Raw genomic sequence first — 17,850 nt, 5'->3', positions numbered from 1 at the left:
CCGCTGACGACAAGCACAACCGCAATTTTCGACACGGTCAGTATCGCATGCGCCTGTTAGGTACTACCTCCACGCGAGTAAGGCGATACCTGGACGAACTTTGTTTCGGTGCCGCCGGGACCGTAGTGCTGCACGCGCTGGTGCCCGCTGACATTATGCTCGGTCGGAGACTTTCTGCTGGCCTCCTCGCCGATGCCCTCGAAAGCCGCCTCCGTGAACTCAGGGATTTTCTCCCAGACCGCCGCGCTGACCTGCTTGAATACTTCGGGCGACTTCAGTGTCAACAACGTGACCGCGCCAGCAGCCGCAAGAGCGCCAACGGCGAGACCTGTCTTGAAAGCCGGATGCTCCTTGATCCGCTGCCAGCGGGTCGGGCCCTGGCTCATATCCTGCTCGCAGGCTCCGGCGGCCTCAGGGTTGGGCACTTCAATGGGCTCAGACTGGACTGACTTGTCCTTGGGCTGCTGAAGACGTGATGGATTGAGCGGCTGCGCCCGATCGAACGGGCCTTCTTGATCATGACCGGGCACTCAGGCAGTCTATCCTTTACCGGCAATCCCAGTCTCGCTCCGGTCTTAGGCAGGCTACTCACTGCGCATGCTGTTACTTGACAACTTTCTCTTCTCCAACGGACAGAGGACGGCCGGGCAGGGCTCTATGCTCAGAGCTATGGAGGTTGAATTGACCATTGAAGATGCCCAGGGCGAAATGATGCGCGTCAGCGCGACGGGCCCCGACTATGGCACCACCCTGGCTGCTGCGAAGGCCAAAATCCCGGAAGGATCCCGGATGATCATCATTCGCGTTCCGGACCGTGAGGTGTAACCGTTTCAGTATGCTCCTCCGCCCGGATACCCTGCTGAATTCCCAGCAAGGTCCTGGTCCGGCCTGAAGCAAGCAGTCCGGCATCAGGAAGCACCAGCCATACAACCAAGACAGCGCCCGTCAAGGTTGGTCATTGCCAGGTCTGGCCACACCAGCAACGGCCCTCTTTGTGTTCCTGGATGACCAAGACCCGTTCCTCGCCGAGCAGAATGATGTCTTCGTAGCTGAGCATGCCTCCAGTGCAGCATCGGTTGCCGACTGCCGGTAGGGGAGTCCTGGCGTATGTGGAAAACCGCAGGGACGATCAAGCTCGTTCCGGTATGCCCAGCCGCCTCGATCCGGTGCCCTTCAACCTCCGTCCGAACCGGGCCTATCATGAGGGAGGGGGACACCTATTGGCCGCTTGTCGGGACAGGTCATGGCACCACACAACGCGAATAGGCGGGACAACCGCATCCCTGGAATTGCAACATTGCGCCCCGGGCACCGCATCAGGGAAATACGCCAGAACCTCCATGACCGACACCCTGCCCGGGCCCGCTACCAGGTCATTGCTGCTCATCATCCGTTAGCCGGCGGGGCACCCCTTGTGCCCCCGGCCTCGGATGAATATCAGATCCGTCTCTACGCGCGGTCCCGCAGCGGAGACGTAAGGGTGCGACTCGCCGCGGTTAGGGAGGCCATAGCAACCTCGCCATATGTCTGGGAGGACCTTACCGACGATGGTGTGCGGGAATGGGTTGAGCCTTCGATTGAAGACGATGTGCTGTTGGCGGCTGCACTGGTGTCTCTGGGAACTTTGAGCGCCGAGGAACGCCCTTATTTGGGCAAGTTCGTGGTCGAGGAGATCTACGAGATTCTGACAAGTGCAGAAGCGGCTTACTGGCACCGGGCCGTATCAGGCCGCCGCCGGCACTGACCGAATCAGCCTGGTTCCGAGATCCTAAGCTCTCAGAGCGGACCAAACGTCGTTCTTGAACCTATGAAGCATGGGCCTCTCGGCTGAACTCTGCAAGAATCACGGCATGGTCGACCGCACTGCGTCCGATGAGCACTACGTGCTTGACCTGTGCGATGGCGTCCTCGGCATGAGCAGCTGTCGCCAAGCGACGTTCGATTGGCTCCGCGGCGACCCGTCCCCTTTGCGACCCCTCGGCACCAAGCTACCCGTGGACGGCTTTTGGTCCGATCTCAAGCTCGTCGTCGAGTTCCAGGAGGAGCAGCATTCGAAGCCGTCGCCGTTCTTCGATCGGCGGCAGACCGTCTCTGGTGTCGGTCGCGGCGAGCAACGTCGCCTCTACGACGAACGCAAGCGCCTTCTTATCCCCGAACATGGATTGAAGCTCGTTGTGATCGAGAAGTCCGCGTTCATCGTCAAGTCGAAGCGGATCCGGCGCGACCCGACGAGGGACATTGCCGTGGTGCGCGCGCACCTCGGCAATGCGCAGCCAAAACGGCTCTAGTGCCGACGTCGCCATCGAAGTGCTGTGACGCGGACTCCGCTCTGGAATGCTGCCATCTGGGGCTTGCTATGACTTCGGCAGCCTTGTGAACAGGAAAAGAAGAACCGGTGCGAGTATGCACCGGTTCTTCTTTTTGATCGGTAGAAGCCAATCAACGGCAGGACGAAAACCCGCGATGGATGAGCCTCAGACCTTTGCGCTGGCCGTGCAGTCCACGAGTGCCGAGGTGAAGTCCTTCGACTTCCAGATCTTCTTGTCCTCGTCCTTCGGCAGGAAGTCCGAGATCGATCCGGTCCCTATTGGTGCGCCGCCGGCGAGGAAGCGCAGCGTCTCCTGCGAGAACCCTGCCTGGAAGACGACGCCCGCCAGGCAAGCGCCCGAGGCTGCGTAGGTCTTCTTCTGATCCTCGTTCAGCGCATAGGAGGAGAACGTCGAAACGAGCCCCGCGGTCAGCTGTGAGGAGGAGTTGATGCTCGCGCCCTGCGGCACCGGGAACTTCGGCGTAAGATCCGGCTGCCGGGCCTGGGGGAGCTCCTGTCCCTGCTTCGGCGGCACGTAGACCTGATCCTTGCCGTCCTTGCCGTCCTTGCCGTCCTTGCTGGTCGTGGCAAACGGGGCCGGGGTCGGCGGGATCACCGCGTCGACGCAAGCGTCGAACTTGTCGCGCAGCTCGGGGGAGAGCATGATCGCGGCGTCCATCGCGCTGACCTCGCGCAGGCCATTTGCCACCGCGGCGATGTCGTCGCTGCCCTTGCCCACGATGTAAGCCTGCGCGGCGTCCGAGAGCTTCTTGTCCTCTACGGCGCGGACCAGGCACGCGCCGCCGTCGGCGCTCTTGGCCCCGGTGCCCTGGAACACGAGCCGGTCCAGCGCCTTGCCGAGGTTCTCGCTGGTCACCTTCGCCGCGCTGGTGCTCGGGCTCGGCGATGGCTGCGCCGTCTCTGAACCGGCGGAGCATCCGGCGAGCAGGCTGCCCAGCACCGCCAGTGCGGCGGCGGACAATGCCGCCTTCCTCGTCATCGGGGTCTTCATCGCCATGGCCTCTCCTGTCGGGTCGATGTCTGCGCCGGATGGCACAGAGCCCGCATCCGACTGGTCTTCCAGTACATCTTATCCGATAGGTCAATCGAATGGTCTATCGGTTGATGCGCGAAGAGCGACACAAAAGACGGCTGACAGAAGGTCTGCGCCAGGCCCTGGCGATGCCTGGTATCGCCAGGGGGCAGCTGGGCTGGGAGGGATCAACGGAGTTGATCCGGACGGGTGCTCGACGCGTCCCGAGCGCGTCACCCGGTCCCTGGGTGGGCCGGGTCGGGACGGCTTGCTGCGCCCGGACGACGCCGAGCGAGAGAGGGACTGCCAATGACCCGGACGACTGTGCCGACGGACCTGATGCCGCGCTGCCAGATCGCAGACCCGCAGGTGCAGGAGCACCTGCCGTGCCAGCACCACGAGAGCGGCGGCGTGCAGTGCGAGAACCCCGATCCACACACGGACGATCACTGGATCTCGGAGCACACAATTTCCCACGCGCTGGCCGGAAACGGCTACGCCTGCACGGCGTTCGACCCCGCAGAGCCGGCCCGAGCCTTCCAAGGGCCTGTCCAGACCTACACCGAACAGCAGATGGTCGACGCGCTCCTGCGCTGCGCCGCGGATCAGGACAGCCTCCCGCGCAACGACTACATCCGCCGCAGACACGACGACGAACCATCCGCGCCGCTGCTGGAGCGCCGGTTCGGCTCCTGGAATGCAGCCCTGGAGAGAGCGGGCCTGAACACCACCGAGCAGCCGCTGCACTTCCAGGGCGCGACCACGAAGTGGACCGAGGAGATGATCCTCGACGCCCTGCGCGAGTGCTGGATCAAGACCGGCTCCATCGCCGTGCTCGCCTACGAGGCCTGGCGCACCGGCGGCACCGACGGCATTTGCCGGACCCATGTCCCGCCGGCGGCCACCATCCGGTTCCGGATGGGCAGCTGGTCGCGGGCCACGCAGCTCGCCGTGGGATGAGCCGGCGGCCCTGACGCGGGTGGCTGCCATCCCGCTCATCCCACTGACCGCACACAGACCGAAGGACTCCATCATGACGATCGCCCGCCCCCTCCATGACGTCATCGACGACGCACGGCCGTCGGACGCCATCGCACAGCAGATCCAACTGCAGGCCGCCGCTGCGCTCCTGCCCGAACAGGAGTGGTGCGGCGGCTGCACCCCCGGGGACGATCCGGTGCCCGATGTCGAGGGCGGCATCCCTGGCATGCCGCAGGACGTCGTCCTGCGTACGACGGAGCCGCTGCCGCTGCCCGCGGCCTGGAAGGCCGCCTGGGGCCCGGCCCCGCTCTACGACATCGCGTACCTCGCCTGTGGGCACACCGTTGCCCGCCGGGCCTCCTGACCCGGGGCAGGGATGCAGCGACGCAGCGCAGCTGCGTCGGGGGACTCATCGACTGAACCACCGACCAGCGAAGGAGCGTCCCGCTCATGCCCATGACACCACTACAGAGCTGGGCCCTCATCGTGCTGCTCGCCGTCTTTGTGCTCGGGCTCATCTGGCTCTACGCCGAGGCCGAGGCTGCGCTCCGGCGCAGACATACAGACAAGGCGGCAGCACAGCAGCCGCAGGCCGAGGAGGCAGACAGCTCGCTCGTTCCCATTCCTGTACCCACCGCCCGCCCGACCCTTCGTCTCATCCAGGGGCAGGGCCACCAGGGCTCCGCGAGGTCCCGTCGCGGTCCCGCCGAGGTCTACGACTGGGCCCGCCGGGGAATCTAAAGAGACCCCTTCCGGCCCCCCTGGCCTCCTGCGGGGCTGGGTCAAGACTTCATGCGGCCCACTGCCGCACCACGAACAGCCCCGGGCCGTCGCGAGAAGCGCCGGACACACCGTTCCTGCCGCAGCCCGGCAACGAAGCCACGGCGGCCCGGGGTCAACAACCATTCACCTGCCTGTGCAGGCATCGAAAGCGAGAAGAACCATGGACCAGACCATCGCACCGCCCGTCATCAAGCACAGCGTCGCCGTCGACTTCGGCGTCATCGAGCTCACGGGCACCCTGCAGCACGCCGACGCCCAGCGCAGCCTCGTACTCCTGACCGACGAGGCCCCCGAGCGCATCTCGGTGAACCTCGAGGCATATGGCCTCGTAGCCGGCCCGGGGCGAGTGTTCATCAAGGACTGGTCGGAACACGCTGGCCTGGCCGAGCGCCTGCAGGAGGCGGGGCTCGTGCGCATCATGCGCTCCGTGACCGTCGGTCCGTTCGCCTCCACCGCCCACGAGGTCGAGGTCACGCTCTGATGGCCGCGGACACCCATGCGCTGAGCGTCCTGAAGCTGAGCACCGGCCACCTCGAGAAGATCGAGCAGCTCCAGGGACGGATGCTCGCCCTCGGCGAGGAACAGCTGGAGGTCGAGCGCCGCCAGCTCGAGGCCCAGGACACGCAGAACGTCCTCGCCTGGCTGCAGCTGCAGCAGGCCCAGGGGCATGCACCCGACCCGACGCTCGTGGACCTGGTCCGCCGGCGGCTGCGGATCTGAAGCAGACAGGAGAAACGCCATGGACAACATCATCGAGAGCACCGGAGTCCTCATCGCCACTCTTGCCTTCATGATCTGCCTCGCGTGGCTGGGCTGGTTGCTGTTCCGGAGACGGTTCCCGAACCGGGACGGGCAGATCGCGTACCTGGAGGAGGACTACCGGCGGGCCTGCGAGAGCGGAGACGTGGCCGCGGCCGATCAGATCGAGGCTGAACTCTGGGATCTGGGGGCAGCACCGGGCTGGCCTTGGGCCGGGCGTACCGGGTTCGATCAGCGCAGCTGATGCGGGACCCGTGATGCAAGGGCATCTGGGATCAACGCAGTTGATCCGGAAGGAGCACTGAGGAGCGCTCGATCAGCACAGCTGATCCGAGTCTTCATTCGAAAGATCATCGTCTGATCAGCACAGCTGATCCGGATGGGGGTCTGAGAGACAACCGAACACTTCAACTCACCATCGCGCGCGGAGCAGGGACACTGCCCGCGCGTTTCGTGCACAACGAGGAGAAATACTCATGTCGAACCCCCGCAACTCCGCCACCGTCATAGGCCGCCTGACCAAGGACCCGGTCGTCTTCAACAACCAGGACGGCTCCAAGAAGGTCGCGTTCACCCTGATGGCCGACCACAACTACACCGACAGCCATGGCAACCGCGGCGCTGACGCTGTGCCGGTCGAGGCCTTCGTGCGCGCGACCACCAACGGCATCGGCCCGTTCGCGAGCATCCACAAGGGTGACCTCGTGGCCGTGAACCTCAAGCTGCGCCAGGACCGCTACACCAAGAACGGTGTCGAGGTCTTCGAGCTCAAGGCAGTCGTCGAGGACATCACGTTCCTCGAGCCCCGCTCGGTGACCCAGGCCCGCGTGAACGAGCGCGTCGCTGCCGCCGAGGCGCAGAACCAGGCCCTGCAGACCCAGCCGGCTCCGGCTCCCGTCGCAGCCGCTGCCGCACCGCAGCCGGCCGTCGCCAGCGCCGTCCACAGCGAGGAGCTGCCCTTCTCCTGAGAAGCGCGCCCCGCACCCAGCACAACCCACAACTGAATAACAACCGAATAGGCGGCTCACGCACGCCGACAGTCCCCGTCCGAGGAGCCTCGCGCTGCTCGGACGGGGATCTGCTTTCGCTGGCCGCCGTCCTGCCCTGCCCCCAACGTCATCAGCCAAGAGAAGGAGTTCCGCCATGCAGATCGTCGCCGACGCGACCGTCGAGGCCACCGATCACGACCAGGCCCTGCACGCAGGGCTCACCGCCGTCGTCGGCTCGGTGATCACCGACCACCCCGGACCGGATGTCGAGGCCATGGTCGACGACGTCGTCACCGCCGTCATCCAGAAGCTGCGCCTTCACGCCAGCCAGGTCTTCGTCGCCGATCACGGCGGCACCCGCCCCGTGGAGCGCTTCCGCACCGTCACCGGGCGGATGGACCTGGAGGACGAATGAGCCTGGTCCAGCAGCTCGAGCCCGCCGCCGAGGTCCAGCCGGCTGCCGGGCTTCCCGCGGCGGCGCGGATCCTCGCCGAGACGTATCCCCGGATCGTCGACTTCGACCCCAGTGGGATGACGATCGAAGAAGTGCACTACTTCCTCGGTGAGTCGGCTGCCGTCGCCTTCTTCCAGTTCCTGGTCCTCACCAAGCGGTGCAAGGCCGCCGTCGGGATCCGGCGCTGAGAGCTTCCGTGCAGAGCGGTTCGATCCCTCCGTGGCTCCGGCCCCACCAGCGCCCCGCGCGCCCTGCCCTGCCCTCCCGGCAGCAGCGGCGTGGCGGGGCGCTGTCTTTTCGTTCAGGTTTCGTTCGTGGCCTGTGTGGAGGGGATCGGCACAGCCGATCCGGATCTGACGACGAAGGACAACGTCCCCGTCCTGCCACACTTCACTGGAGGTCCGCCATGTCTGGTCTCAGCTGCCCCAACGATGGCGTGCCGATGGAGTCCGACGCCCCCGCCACGGCCCGCGAACGGGCCGGCCGGCGCGGTTGCGCCTGCACCCACACCTGCCCGGAGTGCGGCTACTCCGAGATCCGCTGATCACCACCCATCGACCGAGGAGGGGCCATGTCGACCTCCGTGCAGCACCGTCATCACCGCAACCACGACCACACCCTCACCGGCTTCCTGTCCGCCGTCGCAGCGGTCTTCCAGGAGCTGAACGCCGCCGACGACGCCGACGAGCTCGAGCGCCACGTCGGCTGGGTCTCGCACTCGTGCGAGCCGGACTACCAGGTGCTCGTCGAGCTGATCGGCCCCGCGCCGGGCCTCGCCCTGCAGCTGGTCATCGACCTGGACATCGACTCGACGGTCGCCTCCGCGCAGATCGTCGGCACGGCCGATGACGAGTCGTTCACGACGGACGTCGAGGTCGGAGTCCGGTTCCTGTCCCATCTCGTCGAGCACCACCTCGCGCCAGCGGCCAGGCCGTGCGACGGCTGCACGGCTCCGGACTCCCTGCGGGCACCGACCTGGAAGTGAGTGGCGAACGGCTCCTCGTCCCTTTCCTCACAACCCCTCGCCGGCTCCTTCCCGGAACCGGCCCACGGCGCTCTAGCTCAGCGGCAGAGCACTCGGCGTTCTGACTGCCCGCGGTTCGATTCCGCATCAATCCCTGGTCAGGCAGACCCAGGCTACAGGCCCGTTGCAGGGCGACGCACGAGAGGTCACGGGTTCGATCCCCGTGAGCGCCACAGACCCAGGGTCGTACAGGCCCGCGCGATCCATCAGCTGCACCAGCCAGGAGGGCAATGCCATGACCGACACCATCACCCCCGCCTTCCTCGACATCGTCAAAGACGGCGGTCCTGCGGTCCAGGAGGCTCTGTTGCGCTCGACCGAGCGCCACCGCATCCTCGGCGGCAAGAGCGCCCGGATGCTGCGCCGGGGCGACCGGGTCGCGCTGCGCGACCTGAACCCTGATCTGGATGGCGGCACAGCCGTCGTCCAGCAGGTGCGGCCCTCGGTGGGCAGCACTGTCCACATCCTCACCGTCGGCGGTGAGGCCCACCTCGTCCGCGGCTCGCGCCTCGTGCTCGTCGCCCGCGGACCGGAACAACCCTGACCAGCAAGGAAACCGCCATGTACACCGGACCCATCAGCAACGGCATGCTGCTCGGCATGACGCACAAGGGACGCAGCGCATTGATCCGCGAGCTCAGCCCGGACGTGCGCCGCAAGCTCGCACACATCGCCTCGCTCGGTGCCGAACAGGAGACCAGGAAAGCCGCAGAGCACTTCGACGCTGGCCGGCGTGTCTGGGCCGGTAACAGGCTCGACCACGCCCAGTCACTGAGCCGGCTCGCTGCTGAGCTCACGGGCGAGCCCGACGGCGTCTTCATCGTCGAACCCATCGACTCCGGATCCGTCGCGGCAGGCAACTGATCTCTCTCACTGGACCCCTGGCACCGAGCGCATCGCTCAGGGCCGGGGGTCCTGTCTTTCTCTTTCCGGAACAGCCAGCACAGCTGGCTCGGGCGTGCCCGTGGAGAAGCACGCCTGCCACCCCGGCCAGAGCGCCCGACGACCACTCCAGCAAGGAAACCCCACCATGAAGCGCACCCCCTCCGGATCTGTCTTCGGCGGCCTCATCGCCGCCGTGCTCTGTATCGTCACGCTGACCGGCTGCGAGGACCTGCCGAAGGCCCCCGGCGTCCCGGGTACGCCGTCCACCAGCACTGCGGCAGCCCAGGACCCGGGACAGGTGTCCTCTGGCAAACCGGCGAGCGTGGAGACCAAAGTCATCCGTGTCATCGACGGCGACACCGTCGCCGTGCTGCCGGTGGCCGGCCTGCTCGAGGCGACCGACAAGCATATCGGGATCCCCGAGCACACAGTCAGGCTCCTGGGCATCGACGCGCCCGAAATGAACTATCACAAGGATGCCGAGCCCGAGTGCGGCGCTAGGGCCGCCACTGATCATCTTGGCGGCATCCTGCCGCAGGGCATGCCAGTGACCATCGAGTACGACCCCGGGGCAGACAGAACTGACCGTTATGGCCGTTCTCTCGCCTACGTCATCACACCGGCCCACAACGATGCCGCGCGACAGCAGGTCACCGACGGCTACGCCATGCCCTGGTTCCCCAAGGGCGAGCCGGAGCCCCAGCGGATCCCCGAGTACCGCACGGCGGCTGACAACGCCGTGGCACTGCGTGCCGGTGCGCACTCACAGTGCTCCTCCATCGGCCGCGGCTGAGCTGCTGCACTTACAGACTACGAACCAGGAGAACCACATGCCCATCCCTACAGCACCCTCTGAGCTGGACGAACTCCAGGTCGGCGACAAGGTCCTCGTCAAGAGGGTCCTCGACCACCCCGCCTGGATGAAGCAGGTCCCGTGCGATCCCCGCAATGGCTCCACCGCGAAGTACGTCCGCGACCCGCAGGTCGTGGAGGAGCTGGGGGTGAGCTGCGTGATGGACCGCCGGGCGGTACCCGCGATCGCAGCTGCCGGCAACTGGCCAGGACGTGAGGCGCACACGCTGGTCCGCCTGCCCAACGGCTTCTGGTACGACTGCGCCACCGGCCTGCAGGACGGGTCCGGATCCACGCGCATCGAACGCATGCACTGAGCCTGAACAGAGCCCGGCACGGGGGAGAGCCCCTGGTGCCGGGCTCGTCTCTTTCCTGGCGGCTCGTCAGATCGGCACAGCCGATCCGGATCTGGACTCGAAGGAGACACCCGCTCCTTCCTGACCAGAAGGAGCAGCACGATGAGCCACGACGACCACAAGTGCAGCCTGGCCCAGCTGGAGCGGGCGCTCGAGGTGCTCAACGGAAAGCTGAAGCGCCTGGGGCTGAACGCCCCGGTGCAGATCCGTGCGATCGGCGGCTTCGCGCTCATGAAGTACGGCATCCGTGCTGCGGACCGGGCATTCACCGTCGACATCGACAGCGTCACCGGCGATTTCGCGCCAGAGGTCATGGCGGCAATCCATGAGGTGGCCGACGAAATGAACCTGGAGCGCGACTGGATCAACAACGACAACGTGATGGACGGTGACGACGCTGAGCTCGTGGCCTCGATATACCAGGCGCGCTGGATCGACGACGACACAGCGTACGAGTGCATCAGGCTTCAGCTGGCCAGTGTCCCCACGCTGACCCGCGCCAAGATCATCGCCGCGGACACCGCGGAGTTCTCCGGCCGTGCACAGGACCTGCCGGATCTCCTGGAATTGCTCCGATTCCAGGGCATCACCACCGCTGCCCGGTTCGATGCTGCTTACCCGGATCCCTACGACGAATACCCCGCCGCCCGCGAGGCCGTGCACGAGCACTTCGCTGCGGACAGGACGTTCGCCTGAAGAAGACCCCACCGTCAGAGCGCGTGCTCCGGCGGTGGGGTCTCTTTTTTGTGTCCGTGGTTTACTGCTGGCCGGAATCTTCGGAGTTACCTCCGTCGTCGATGTCCTTCAGCCGCTGTTCCAGCCGGGTTGCGTGGGCCTCTTTGACTTTCCGGTAAACCTTGACGCCACCTGCAATGACCAGACCTGCAGCCGCCAAGACCCCCGCGGCGATCAGGTCCTCTGTACGGGCATCCTGCTTGCCTGCGTGGTAGCCCTTGCCATAGACCGCGCTTCCCGCCACGAATCTCTCCCTTTGTTGAATTTTGAACTCCGCCGAAAGCCTATCCCAGGGTGCGTGGAGGGGTTGTGCCGATGCTGCGGATCATCCGCGTTTTGCCGGCGCGGGGTTGGAACCTTCTTGTTGTTCTTCTTCATCTTCGATTCTCAGGTGCAGCCAGTGGTGGTGACAGCGGAGCTGTCACGGAGGAGTCATCGACGAAGGACGGCCTGCAGTGCAGCGCCGTGCCCCACAGGATTCCGAGGAGAACCGCCATGAGCACCATCGCCGCACCCATGCAGGACGCGCTGCCATTCGACTTCGGCTCTGATGTGCTGGTCGTCAGCGCGCCCGTCTACGACGAGCAGGCCCGCCAGGCCGACCGCGAGCTGTGCCAGCGCTACGTCACGGGATGGTGCGGCACGGCGTTCACGGCGGACGGCACACGGGCAGAACGCGCCGAGACCACCTTCGCGGATTTCCAGGCGGCCGCCCGCCGTCTGGCAGAGGGCTGAGGAACCAGCGCAGCTGATCCAGGTCCGGCATCGAACAAACGACTTCATCAAACAGGAGGGGATCACCGTGTCCATTGCCACCACTTCCGAGCCCGACCTCGACGCTGAAGCCCAACGCGTTACCGCCGTCCACCGGCTCGCCACGAGCAAGGCCTTCTACCCGGAGCTGCGGCGTGCCGAGGCTCAGGCCCGGGTCCAGCTCGCCGCCGCCGTCATAGCAATGGACGAGGTCGAGGACCGCATCGCCGCCGGCGAGAAGATCCACTCACTCTACGAGCAGGCTGCAATCGAACGGGCCAAAGACGCCTACGCCCAGGCGCTGGCTGATCTCGTCCGCGGCGAGTCCAGCGTTGAGGCTGACCCGTCGACTTCCCAACCCATGAACCAGGAGCACTGATCACCATGTCCTTCCTCGAGAAGATCGGATTCGTCGAGACCGCCGAGCAGGAGGCCCAGCGCCTCGCGCAGTCGCCCGAGGGCTCGGCCAACCACGAACTGTCCAAGCTGCCGGTCACCATCGAGCAGTGGCCCCAGGACCTGCTCATCGAGCTGCCCTGGCACGCCACCGAGCGGGGCTCAGGCCACCGCGTCGTCGTGGTGCCCATCGAATACCGCGGCGAGGCCCGCACCGAGGGCGAGGAAGAACCCCGTCCTCGCAAGCGCCACGCTGGTTGGTGGAACTGCGCGGTCGTCGCCAGCGACCACCCCAGCTACCCGGTCGGCGGTTACCGGCTGAGCATCCCCGCTGCCGAGCTCGCCCGCGGCAAGCGGATCGAGCTCTGAGAGAACACATCCCACGACGAAGGAGCGTGAACCACCATGCCTGACACGATGCAGACCACCGGCCGCCGCGAGCGGATCCTCCGGAGTGTCGGCAGGGCGCTCCTCGTCACGGGGATCGTGCTGAACGTCCTCGCCCTGCTGCCCGCGATCGCAGCCAGCGCCTGGACCGGCCACTGGACGGCGAGCGTGGTGCTCGTGGTCCTGTCCGGTGCTGTCTGGGCTGCTGGACTTCCGGGCCTGAAGACCTGGGCTGCCCGGCTACGCCGTCACAACGACACCCAGCCCAGCCAGCACCAATGACCAGTCGCCCTGCCTGATCCCACCAGAGCCCCGGCTCCTGCGCTCCGGCGCGGGGCCGGGGCTCTCGCTCTGTCTCTGAGGCGGGTCCACGCGCTGCGGGGCAGCGCCTGGTGTTTTGCAACAGCAAGAGAACCATCCCGAACAAAGGAAGAGCCATGACCACCCTGACCACGACGCGTGTCCCGCTCAAGCAAATGGACCCTGCGATGCTCGTGTTCGAACTCGAGCGGGAGATCCAACACCTCATGCCCACGAACACGGAGCTCGTGACCCGCGCAGCTGCGACGGCCTCGTTCCTGCACCGGAAGCAGACCCGCTTCATCAGGGGAGACATGCCTCGCGTGCCGTACATCGAGCATCCGCTGCGCCTGGCGTTGCGCCTCCTGCGCTGGGGCGTCACCGACGCTGAACTGATTGCCGCAGCACTGCTGCATGATGTCGTCGAGGACTGCAGCAAAGAGCTGCTTGCTGCTTTCGGCCAGCCGGGTGAGGATCCCCTGGGCTGTCTGGCGCGGCTGTACGGCCGGCGCGTCTCGGTGCTCGTTGGGGCGGTGACCACTCCTGGCGGGAGCACCTCCTATGAGGAGCACCTCACGCGGCTTGCCAACTCCGGTTCCCGGGCGCTGCTCATCAAGGCCAGCGACCTGAAGGACAACGCCGGTTCGATCCGGCACCAGCTCGGCCACGGCCAGGATTCGCGCATGTACCGCATGCTCTTCAAGTACATGCCGGCCGTCGAGATCGTCGGAGCAGGTCTGCGCCGTTCGCTCTGCTGCCCTGCGACCCAGCAGTGCACCATGGCCGCCATCGCCGCGATGGAAGATCTCAGCCACGATCTCGCAGCCCTGTCGGCCGAGCATGGCATCGATTGACCATCCTGTTGACCTGGATCACCAGCACCGCAAAGACCTCCCTGGCGCAGCATCAGCTGCCGCCGGGGAGGTCTCTTTTTCGCCCGCGCTGTGCCTGCCGGGCGCTACGGCATGTTGTCCATCGGCAGCAAAGAGATGCCGATGAGGTCCACAGCTCCGGTGAGGACTCCGCCGAGCAGGAACACCAGCCCGGAGACCACCATCACGAGCACGGCGAAGACTACAGGTCGGTCCTCGTGCAGCTGCTGGAGCCGTGCGACGATGCCCGAGGGCTTCTCATAGGTCTGACGCTGGTCCTTCTTGGGTCCGTCGTGGGTCTCGTCGTGGTCGGTCATGGTATTGATCCCTCCTGGGGTGGGCTGTGGTCTGTTGTTGGTCGATCAGTGGTCTCTTTCGGGGCTTCCTGTGGTACCGCTCAGCACTGTGAGCGGTACCACAGGAAGCAGTACGCGATCGGCAGCCTGCACGCATCATCTCGATGCCGACCGCAAGCCTCTCAGGACCGGGCCACGAATGCATGATCGTCACGCCGCGGCCTTGCTGCGCTTGCCCTCGGGCTTCTGGACCTCGACGGCCTTCGCCGCCAGGTACAGGCCCTCGCGGTTCAAGTGGCGCGAGTACGCGGCGTCGAGGTAGAGCACCGGGATGCCGCCGGCGGCCTTCTGCAGGACAGGGCGCAGGATCTCCTTGATCGGGCCCGAACCGCCGCCGTAGACGTACACCACCTCGGTGGTGCCGCCGACCTCGGCGAGGACGTCCTCGAAGCGTGCGCCGATCTCCTCGGCCAGGTACTCGGCCTCCTCGTCGACGTAGCCCTTGGCGCGGTCAAACCTGCCCTGGAGGAATACGCTGGGCTCCTGCTGCAGGAAGTCGGCCAGCGCCTTGCGGTTCTTGAACCTCAGGTCCTTGTCTCCGCTGGTGCTCATCCGGTCCAGCGCGTTCGTCAGCGCGGTGCCGTAGCCCTGGTCCAGCGTGCTGGCCGCTTCGGAGTTGAACGCGCCGTCGGTGAAGACGGGGAAGTTCACGGTGCCCTCGCCGACGTCGACGCCGACGGTGTTGCGCACACCGACCAGCAGCTCGGCGGTGACACCCTGCAGGCGCGCGGCCTCCTCGGGGTCCGAGGCCCGAAGATCGTCCAGCAGAGCCTGCGCCAGCGGCGCGCCCTTGTCGGTGATCGCGAACTGCGCGGACGCGCCCTCGGGCAGGACCTGCACATCCTCGAACTGCAGGCGCACGGTGACCGGCGTGGAGAAGTTCTTCACGGTCACCAGGTGCACCGTGGGGTCGGCCGCGCCCAGGAGTCCCACGAACTGGGCAGCGTAGGCGCTGCGGCGCTGCACGTACTCGGCAATCGGCAGAGCCAGGCCTGCGCGCACCGTGGCGCGCAGCTCGCGGTCCGGCAGCGCGCCGTGCTCGCGGACATAGTCGCGCAGGGCCTTGGCGGCGAAGACGCCCAGGACGAGCACCGAGCTCAGTTCCTGGTCGGCCTTCGAGCGGGATCCGACGACCTCGAACTGCGTGAACTTCGACCCAGGGGTGCTCAGTGCCGCGCGGCCGAAGGTGCGCAGGTCCGAGTGCCCGATCAGGGGAGTGGTGAACGAGGCGGCGACGCGGTTGTAGAAGTCGTCCTCCACCACGATCTTGAAGGCATCCGAGTCAGCCTCGGGCACCTTGGGCGTGGAGCGCGAGGTGCTCACCACGGCAGAAGGAAGGTCGATCGTGTCAAAGACCTCCTTGCCGTGGACCTCGCCGCGGATGACGCCCTTGACGTATCCGTTGCCGACGTCGATGCCGCCGGTGAGCTGGATGGTCTTCTCGGCGGTGCGGGTGTTGCTCATGGTTGTGTCCCTCTCGGTCAGGAAGTCGGTGTCTCAGGAAGTGCGGTGCGGATCAGCGGGTGAGGAAGGCGTCCAGCCCCGAAGGGACAGAAGGCTCCTCGGCGGGAACAGGGTGGGGCTCGCGGACAGGAGGCGTGGGCGGCGGCTGAACAGCCTGGGCTGCCTCGACGCGCTGCACGGGCTCTGAAGAAACAGCAACAGGCACGGCAGCCTCGTCACGGCCTTCGCGACTCTCGTGCTGGCTTTCACTCCCGTCACGGCGGTCATCGCCGCGTTCCTCTCCGTCAAGGGCCTCGCTGCGCCCAGGGTCCTGCTCGCCCTGCGGCGGGCGGCCGCGCCGGGGAAGCTGCTCGACGGGACGGTTGACCACGTCGATGTAGCCGTCGCGCTGGATGGACTCGCGGATCAACAGCTGGAGCGAGCGCGAGATGTCGTACTGCTCGTCGAGCCACCGGTTCGTCGACTCGTCGGCCCGCGGGACGCTCCAGCGCAGACGGCGCGGCTCGGCCTTATCGGTCATTGCGAGCACCCCCTTGCGCCCTCGTGCTGATGGACACTGTCCTCGGTCATCGCGGCCCCCTCTCATGCGCGGTCCCCGAGGCGCTACTGCCAGTCGGGGACCTTTCGACTCATTTATCAGTCATCATTCTACTGGTCTTTCAATGGTCTCTGCAAGGACCACGCCAAGACCAGCAAAAGGCCACCAGCAGATCAGGCCTGCGTCACCGTGAGCGACCATGGCCGCGGCGGGACCCGTGGGAGCCGCCGGCAGGACCCGCAGAAGGCCACGGGTCAGCCGGGGAACCAGAAGACACAGGACTCATCAAGGGCTCACCCGGGACCGGCACGCGGTCCGCTGCGGACCAGCAGAAGACCTCGATCAGGCCACGGCACATTGGAGGGCGCTCGGTGGTCCCACACAAAGCACAGAAGCGCCCTCGAAGAGACCAGCAACAGTCCACCGTCGCGAGCCGGACCAGAGCAGACCTGTGAGAGACCATCATGAGACCAGCAGTGCGCCCGAAGCGGCCCCGAGGAGCGCCATCCGGCACTTAATGGTGTCTGAATGGCCTTTCTGGACTCTCTCGGGGCTTGTGTAGGTCTGGTCTGTGTCCCTGTCTGTCCATGCCGGTGCAATGATCTGTCCACTCCGGGACCAGAAGGGGTCCAGCGATGCGGGCCCGGACCGGTACCTGGAACACCCGCCTGCGACACCTCGAGGCAGTCCTGGAGCGAGCGGAGGAGCTATCGGAGCAGGGTGGAGCAGCTGTGGTTGCGCCTGTGGCGTCACCGACCCGCCCGGGGGGGCCGCAAGGAGAGCGGAGGGAAAAGGCGAACTGGGTAGTAGGGCCCCGCATGGAGCGAAAGGGCAAAAACTCCGCTTCCTGAAGAGGCTCACGGGCGGTGGGGGTCTAGAAGGTAAGAACCCGTGAGCCTCTTCAGGAAGCTGCACCTGGTGGGAGACCCGGACGGCTCGGTGACGCTGTGGAAGCGGGGGCTGCCGTTGGATCCAGGGAGGCTTCATGCTTCCCGGGAAAGCTCCTCTTCTGATGCGTCCACGAGGGGCAGGCCGGGCGGTGGCCGTCGAGGACTCGCTGTCGCTCATCCGGGGGTGCAGCTGCCACCAGGAGGGGCAGTCGGCCGGCCCGGAACGGACCCCGGCAAGGAAGCGGTGTGGGCCCGCCTCGGACGCGGTGCGACAGGTGCTGGCGCGACCGCGAAACAGAGCCGGAGTGAGCGCCCGCACACCGGTGCGACGAGCGCACCGACAGATCAGTGCAGTGCTGTGACAGCAGAGTTTTCCACAGCCTGACGCGACAGGTCGCGAGGAGTGGTGGACCGCTGCGCGCCGGGCCTGATGCGCCTGCGGCAGCAGGATCCACCAGGGGGTGCGGACCGGGCTGCGCCCGACGTCGCTGACGCTACATGTGAGGACCCGTACGGGTACCCGCTCGTGCCTCGCGGTGGTGCGGAAGATGCATCCGTACGGCGTTGCAGCGGACGGCAAAAGGGCTGTACAACCAAAAGCCCGTAAATCCAGCGGAAACGACATGACCCGTACACCCGCTGCGCGGATGGAGAGGGGGTGTACGGGTCAAGGGTGTACGGGGCGTTTCCCCTGATATTCCAGGCTTCCGCTAACGCTCCAGCCGTGGAATGGCG

Annotated in this window: 30 protein-coding genes and 1 tRNA gene; 25 read left to right on the top strand and 6 right to left on the bottom strand. The window is 66.3% G+C overall.

All coding sequences use genetic code 11. From position 1 onward, the window contains the following. Positions 1–56: 56 nt before the first annotated feature. Positions 57–530: a hypothetical protein gene (locus tag ASG79_RS00635; RefSeq protein WP_142133549.1), complete on the bottom strand. Its 474-nt coding sequence runs from the start codon at positions 528–530 to the stop codon at positions 57–59. A 151-nt stretch (positions 531–681) separates the two neighbouring features. Here ASG79_RS00635 and ASG79_RS23375 point away from each other — a divergent pair, with 151 nt between their 5' ends. The 3 genes from ASG79_RS23375 (at position 682) to ASG79_RS00625 (ending at position 2,288) form a co-directional block, all read left to right on the top strand. Next, positions 682–825 carry a hypothetical protein gene (locus ASG79_RS23375; protein WP_156400145.1) on the top strand — a complete coding sequence of 48 codons (144 nt, stop codon included), beginning with the start codon at positions 682–684 and terminating at the stop codon, positions 823–825. A 727-nt stretch (positions 826–1,552) separates the two neighbouring features. Beyond that, on the top strand, positions 1,553–1,744 hold the full coding sequence (locus ASG79_RS23705) for a hypothetical protein (protein ID WP_162256812.1): 192 nt from the start codon (positions 1,553–1,555) through the stop codon (positions 1,742–1,744). 106 nt (positions 1,745–1,850) lie between these two features. After that, the gene (locus tag ASG79_RS00625; protein ID WP_056388145.1) at positions 1,851–2,288 is read left to right on the top strand and encodes a hypothetical protein; all 438 of its coding nucleotides are present in this window, start codon (positions 1,851–1,853) and stop codon (positions 2,286–2,288) included. Between the two features lie 186 nt (positions 2,289–2,474). Here the strand turns inward: ASG79_RS00625 and ASG79_RS00620 are convergent, their stop codons facing one another. Further along, positions 2,475–3,326, bottom strand: a complete 852-nt coding sequence (locus ASG79_RS00620) for a hypothetical protein (protein ID WP_056387647.1) — start codon at positions 3,324–3,326, stop codon at positions 2,475–2,477. Between the two features lie 324 nt (positions 3,327–3,650). Between ASG79_RS00620 and ASG79_RS00615 the strand changes: the two genes are divergently transcribed. The 17 genes from ASG79_RS00615 to ASG79_RS00545 all read left to right on the top strand — a co-directional run bounded on the left by ASG79_RS00615 (position 3,651) and on the right by ASG79_RS00545 (position 11,120). Continuing rightward, positions 3,651–4,301, top strand: a complete 651-nt coding sequence (locus ASG79_RS00615; RefSeq protein WP_142133550.1) for a homing endonuclease associated repeat-containing protein — start codon at positions 3,651–3,653, stop codon at positions 4,299–4,301. 73 nt (positions 4,302–4,374) lie between these two features. Next, a complete protein-coding gene (locus ASG79_RS00610; RefSeq protein WP_056387641.1) occupies positions 4,375–4,686 on the top strand; it encodes a hypothetical protein in 312 nt (103 codons plus the stop codon). A gap of 86 nt (positions 4,687–4,772) precedes the next feature. After that, the gene (locus tag ASG79_RS00605; protein WP_056387639.1) at positions 4,773–5,063 is read left to right on the top strand and encodes a hypothetical protein; all 291 of its coding nucleotides are present in this window, start codon (positions 4,773–4,775) and stop codon (positions 5,061–5,063) included. Positions 5,064–5,238: 175 nt separating this feature from the next. Beyond that, positions 5,239–5,586, top strand: coding sequence for a hypothetical protein (locus ASG79_RS00600; protein WP_142133551.1), 348 nt, complete (start codon positions 5,239–5,241; stop codon positions 5,584–5,586). Continuing rightward, entirely contained in the window at positions 5,586–5,825 is a 240-nt protein-coding gene (locus ASG79_RS00595) for a hypothetical protein (RefSeq protein WP_056387635.1), read from the top strand. The genes ASG79_RS00600 and ASG79_RS00595 overlap by 1 nt, the downstream gene beginning before the upstream one ends. A 19-nt stretch (positions 5,826–5,844) precedes the next feature. Further along, positions 5,845–6,108 carry a hypothetical protein gene (locus ASG79_RS00590; protein ID WP_056387633.1) on the top strand — a complete coding sequence of 88 codons (264 nt, stop codon included), beginning with the start codon at positions 5,845–5,847 and terminating at the stop codon, positions 6,106–6,108. Positions 6,109–6,340: 232 nt separating this feature from the next. Continuing rightward, on the top strand, positions 6,341–6,832 hold the full coding sequence (locus ASG79_RS00585) for a single-stranded DNA-binding protein (RefSeq protein ID WP_056387630.1): 492 nt from the start codon (positions 6,341–6,343) through the stop codon (positions 6,830–6,832). A gap of 175 nt (positions 6,833–7,007) precedes the next feature. Then, entirely contained in the window at positions 7,008–7,268 is a 261-nt protein-coding gene (locus ASG79_RS00580) for a hypothetical protein (protein ID WP_056387628.1), read from the top strand. Continuing rightward, positions 7,265–7,495: a hypothetical protein gene (locus tag ASG79_RS00575; protein WP_056387625.1), complete on the top strand. Its 231-nt coding sequence runs from the start codon at positions 7,265–7,267 to the stop codon at positions 7,493–7,495. Before ASG79_RS00580 ends, ASG79_RS00575 begins: the two co-directional genes overlap by 4 nt. 218 nt (positions 7,496–7,713) lie before the next feature. Then, entirely contained in the window at positions 7,714–7,851 is a 138-nt protein-coding gene (locus ASG79_RS23370) for a hypothetical protein (protein ID WP_156400144.1), read from the top strand. A 27-nt stretch (positions 7,852–7,878) separates the two neighbouring features. Further along, positions 7,879–8,292, top strand: a complete 414-nt coding sequence (locus ASG79_RS00570; RefSeq protein WP_056387620.1) for a hypothetical protein — start codon at positions 7,879–7,881, stop codon at positions 8,290–8,292. A 66-nt stretch (positions 8,293–8,358) separates the two neighbouring features. Beyond that, positions 8,359–8,504, top strand: a tRNA-OTHER gene (locus ASG79_RS23365). Between the two features lie 62 nt (positions 8,505–8,566). Then, positions 8,567–8,875: a hypothetical protein gene (locus ASG79_RS00565; RefSeq protein WP_056387617.1), complete on the top strand. Its 309-nt coding sequence runs from the start codon at positions 8,567–8,569 to the stop codon at positions 8,873–8,875. Positions 8,876–8,892: 17 nt separating this feature from the next. Beyond that, positions 8,893–9,195: a hypothetical protein gene (locus ASG79_RS00560; RefSeq protein ID WP_056387614.1), complete on the top strand. Its 303-nt coding sequence runs from the start codon at positions 8,893–8,895 to the stop codon at positions 9,193–9,195. 166 nt (positions 9,196–9,361) lie between these two features. After that, entirely contained in the window at positions 9,362–10,009 is a 648-nt protein-coding gene (locus tag ASG79_RS00555; protein ID WP_056387612.1) for a thermonuclease family protein, read from the top strand. Positions 10,010–10,046: 37 nt separating this feature from the next. Next, positions 10,047–10,385, top strand: a complete 339-nt coding sequence (locus ASG79_RS00550; protein ID WP_056387609.1) for a hypothetical protein — start codon at positions 10,047–10,049, stop codon at positions 10,383–10,385. Between the two features lie 141 nt (positions 10,386–10,526). Then, complete coding sequence (locus ASG79_RS00545) at positions 10,527–11,120, top strand: hypothetical protein (protein WP_056387607.1); 594 nt, start codon at positions 10,527–10,529, stop codon at positions 11,118–11,120. A gap of 61 nt (positions 11,121–11,181) precedes the next feature. Here ASG79_RS00545 and ASG79_RS00540 read toward each other — a convergent pair whose 3' ends face one another. After that, the gene (locus tag ASG79_RS00540; protein ID WP_056387604.1) at positions 11,182–11,403 is read right to left on the bottom strand and encodes a hypothetical protein; all 222 of its coding nucleotides are present in this window, start codon (positions 11,401–11,403) and stop codon (positions 11,182–11,184) included. 251 nt (positions 11,404–11,654) lie between these two features. On the opposite strand from ASG79_RS00540, the gene ASG79_RS00535 reads away from it, so the two are divergent. The 5 genes from ASG79_RS00535 to ASG79_RS00515 all read left to right on the top strand — a co-directional run bounded on the left by ASG79_RS00535 (position 11,655) and on the right by ASG79_RS00515 (position 13,849). Beyond that, on the top strand, positions 11,655–11,894 hold the full coding sequence (locus ASG79_RS00535; RefSeq protein ID WP_056387601.1) for a hypothetical protein: 240 nt from the start codon (positions 11,655–11,657) through the stop codon (positions 11,892–11,894). A 67-nt stretch (positions 11,895–11,961) separates the two neighbouring features. Continuing rightward, positions 11,962–12,291 carry a hypothetical protein gene (locus ASG79_RS00530; RefSeq protein WP_056387598.1) on the top strand — a complete coding sequence of 110 codons (330 nt, stop codon included), beginning with the start codon at positions 11,962–11,964 and terminating at the stop codon, positions 12,289–12,291. A 5-nt stretch (positions 12,292–12,296) separates the two neighbouring features. Continuing rightward, positions 12,297–12,677 carry a hypothetical protein gene (locus ASG79_RS00525; RefSeq protein WP_021473549.1) on the top strand — a complete coding sequence of 127 codons (381 nt, stop codon included), beginning with the start codon at positions 12,297–12,299 and terminating at the stop codon, positions 12,675–12,677. A gap of 36 nt (positions 12,678–12,713) precedes the next feature. After that, positions 12,714–12,977 (top strand): hypothetical protein, encoded by a 264-nt coding sequence (locus tag ASG79_RS00520; RefSeq protein WP_056387596.1) that lies wholly within the window; start codon positions 12,714–12,716, stop codon positions 12,975–12,977. A gap of 155 nt (positions 12,978–13,132) precedes the next feature. Then, the gene (locus ASG79_RS00515; RefSeq protein WP_056387593.1) at positions 13,133–13,849 is read left to right on the top strand and encodes an HD domain-containing protein; all 717 of its coding nucleotides are present in this window, start codon (positions 13,133–13,135) and stop codon (positions 13,847–13,849) included. A gap of 104 nt (positions 13,850–13,953) precedes the next feature. Here the strand turns inward: ASG79_RS00515 and ASG79_RS00510 are convergent, their stop codons facing one another. The 3 genes from ASG79_RS00510 to ASG79_RS00500 form a co-directional block, all read right to left on the bottom strand. After that, entirely contained in the window at positions 13,954–14,184 is a 231-nt protein-coding gene (locus ASG79_RS00510) for a hypothetical protein (protein ID WP_056387591.1), read from the bottom strand. Between the two features lie 189 nt (positions 14,185–14,373). After that, a complete protein-coding gene (locus ASG79_RS00505) occupies positions 14,374–15,687 on the bottom strand; it encodes a hypothetical protein (RefSeq protein ID WP_056387588.1) in 1,314 nt (437 codons plus the stop codon). 52 nt (positions 15,688–15,739) lie between these two features. After that, a complete protein-coding gene (locus ASG79_RS00500; RefSeq protein ID WP_056387585.1) occupies positions 15,740–16,207 on the bottom strand; it encodes a hypothetical protein in 468 nt (155 codons plus the stop codon). Positions 16,208–17,850: the final 1,643 nt, after the last annotated feature.

This window comes from Arthrobacter sp. Soil761 (assembly GCF_001428325.1).
Classification (GTDB): Bacteria; Actinomycetota; Actinomycetes; order Actinomycetales; family Micrococcaceae; genus Arthrobacter.
The sequence above is the reverse complement of the archived record's forward strand: the minus strand, read 5'-3'. Positions and strand labels throughout refer to the sequence as shown.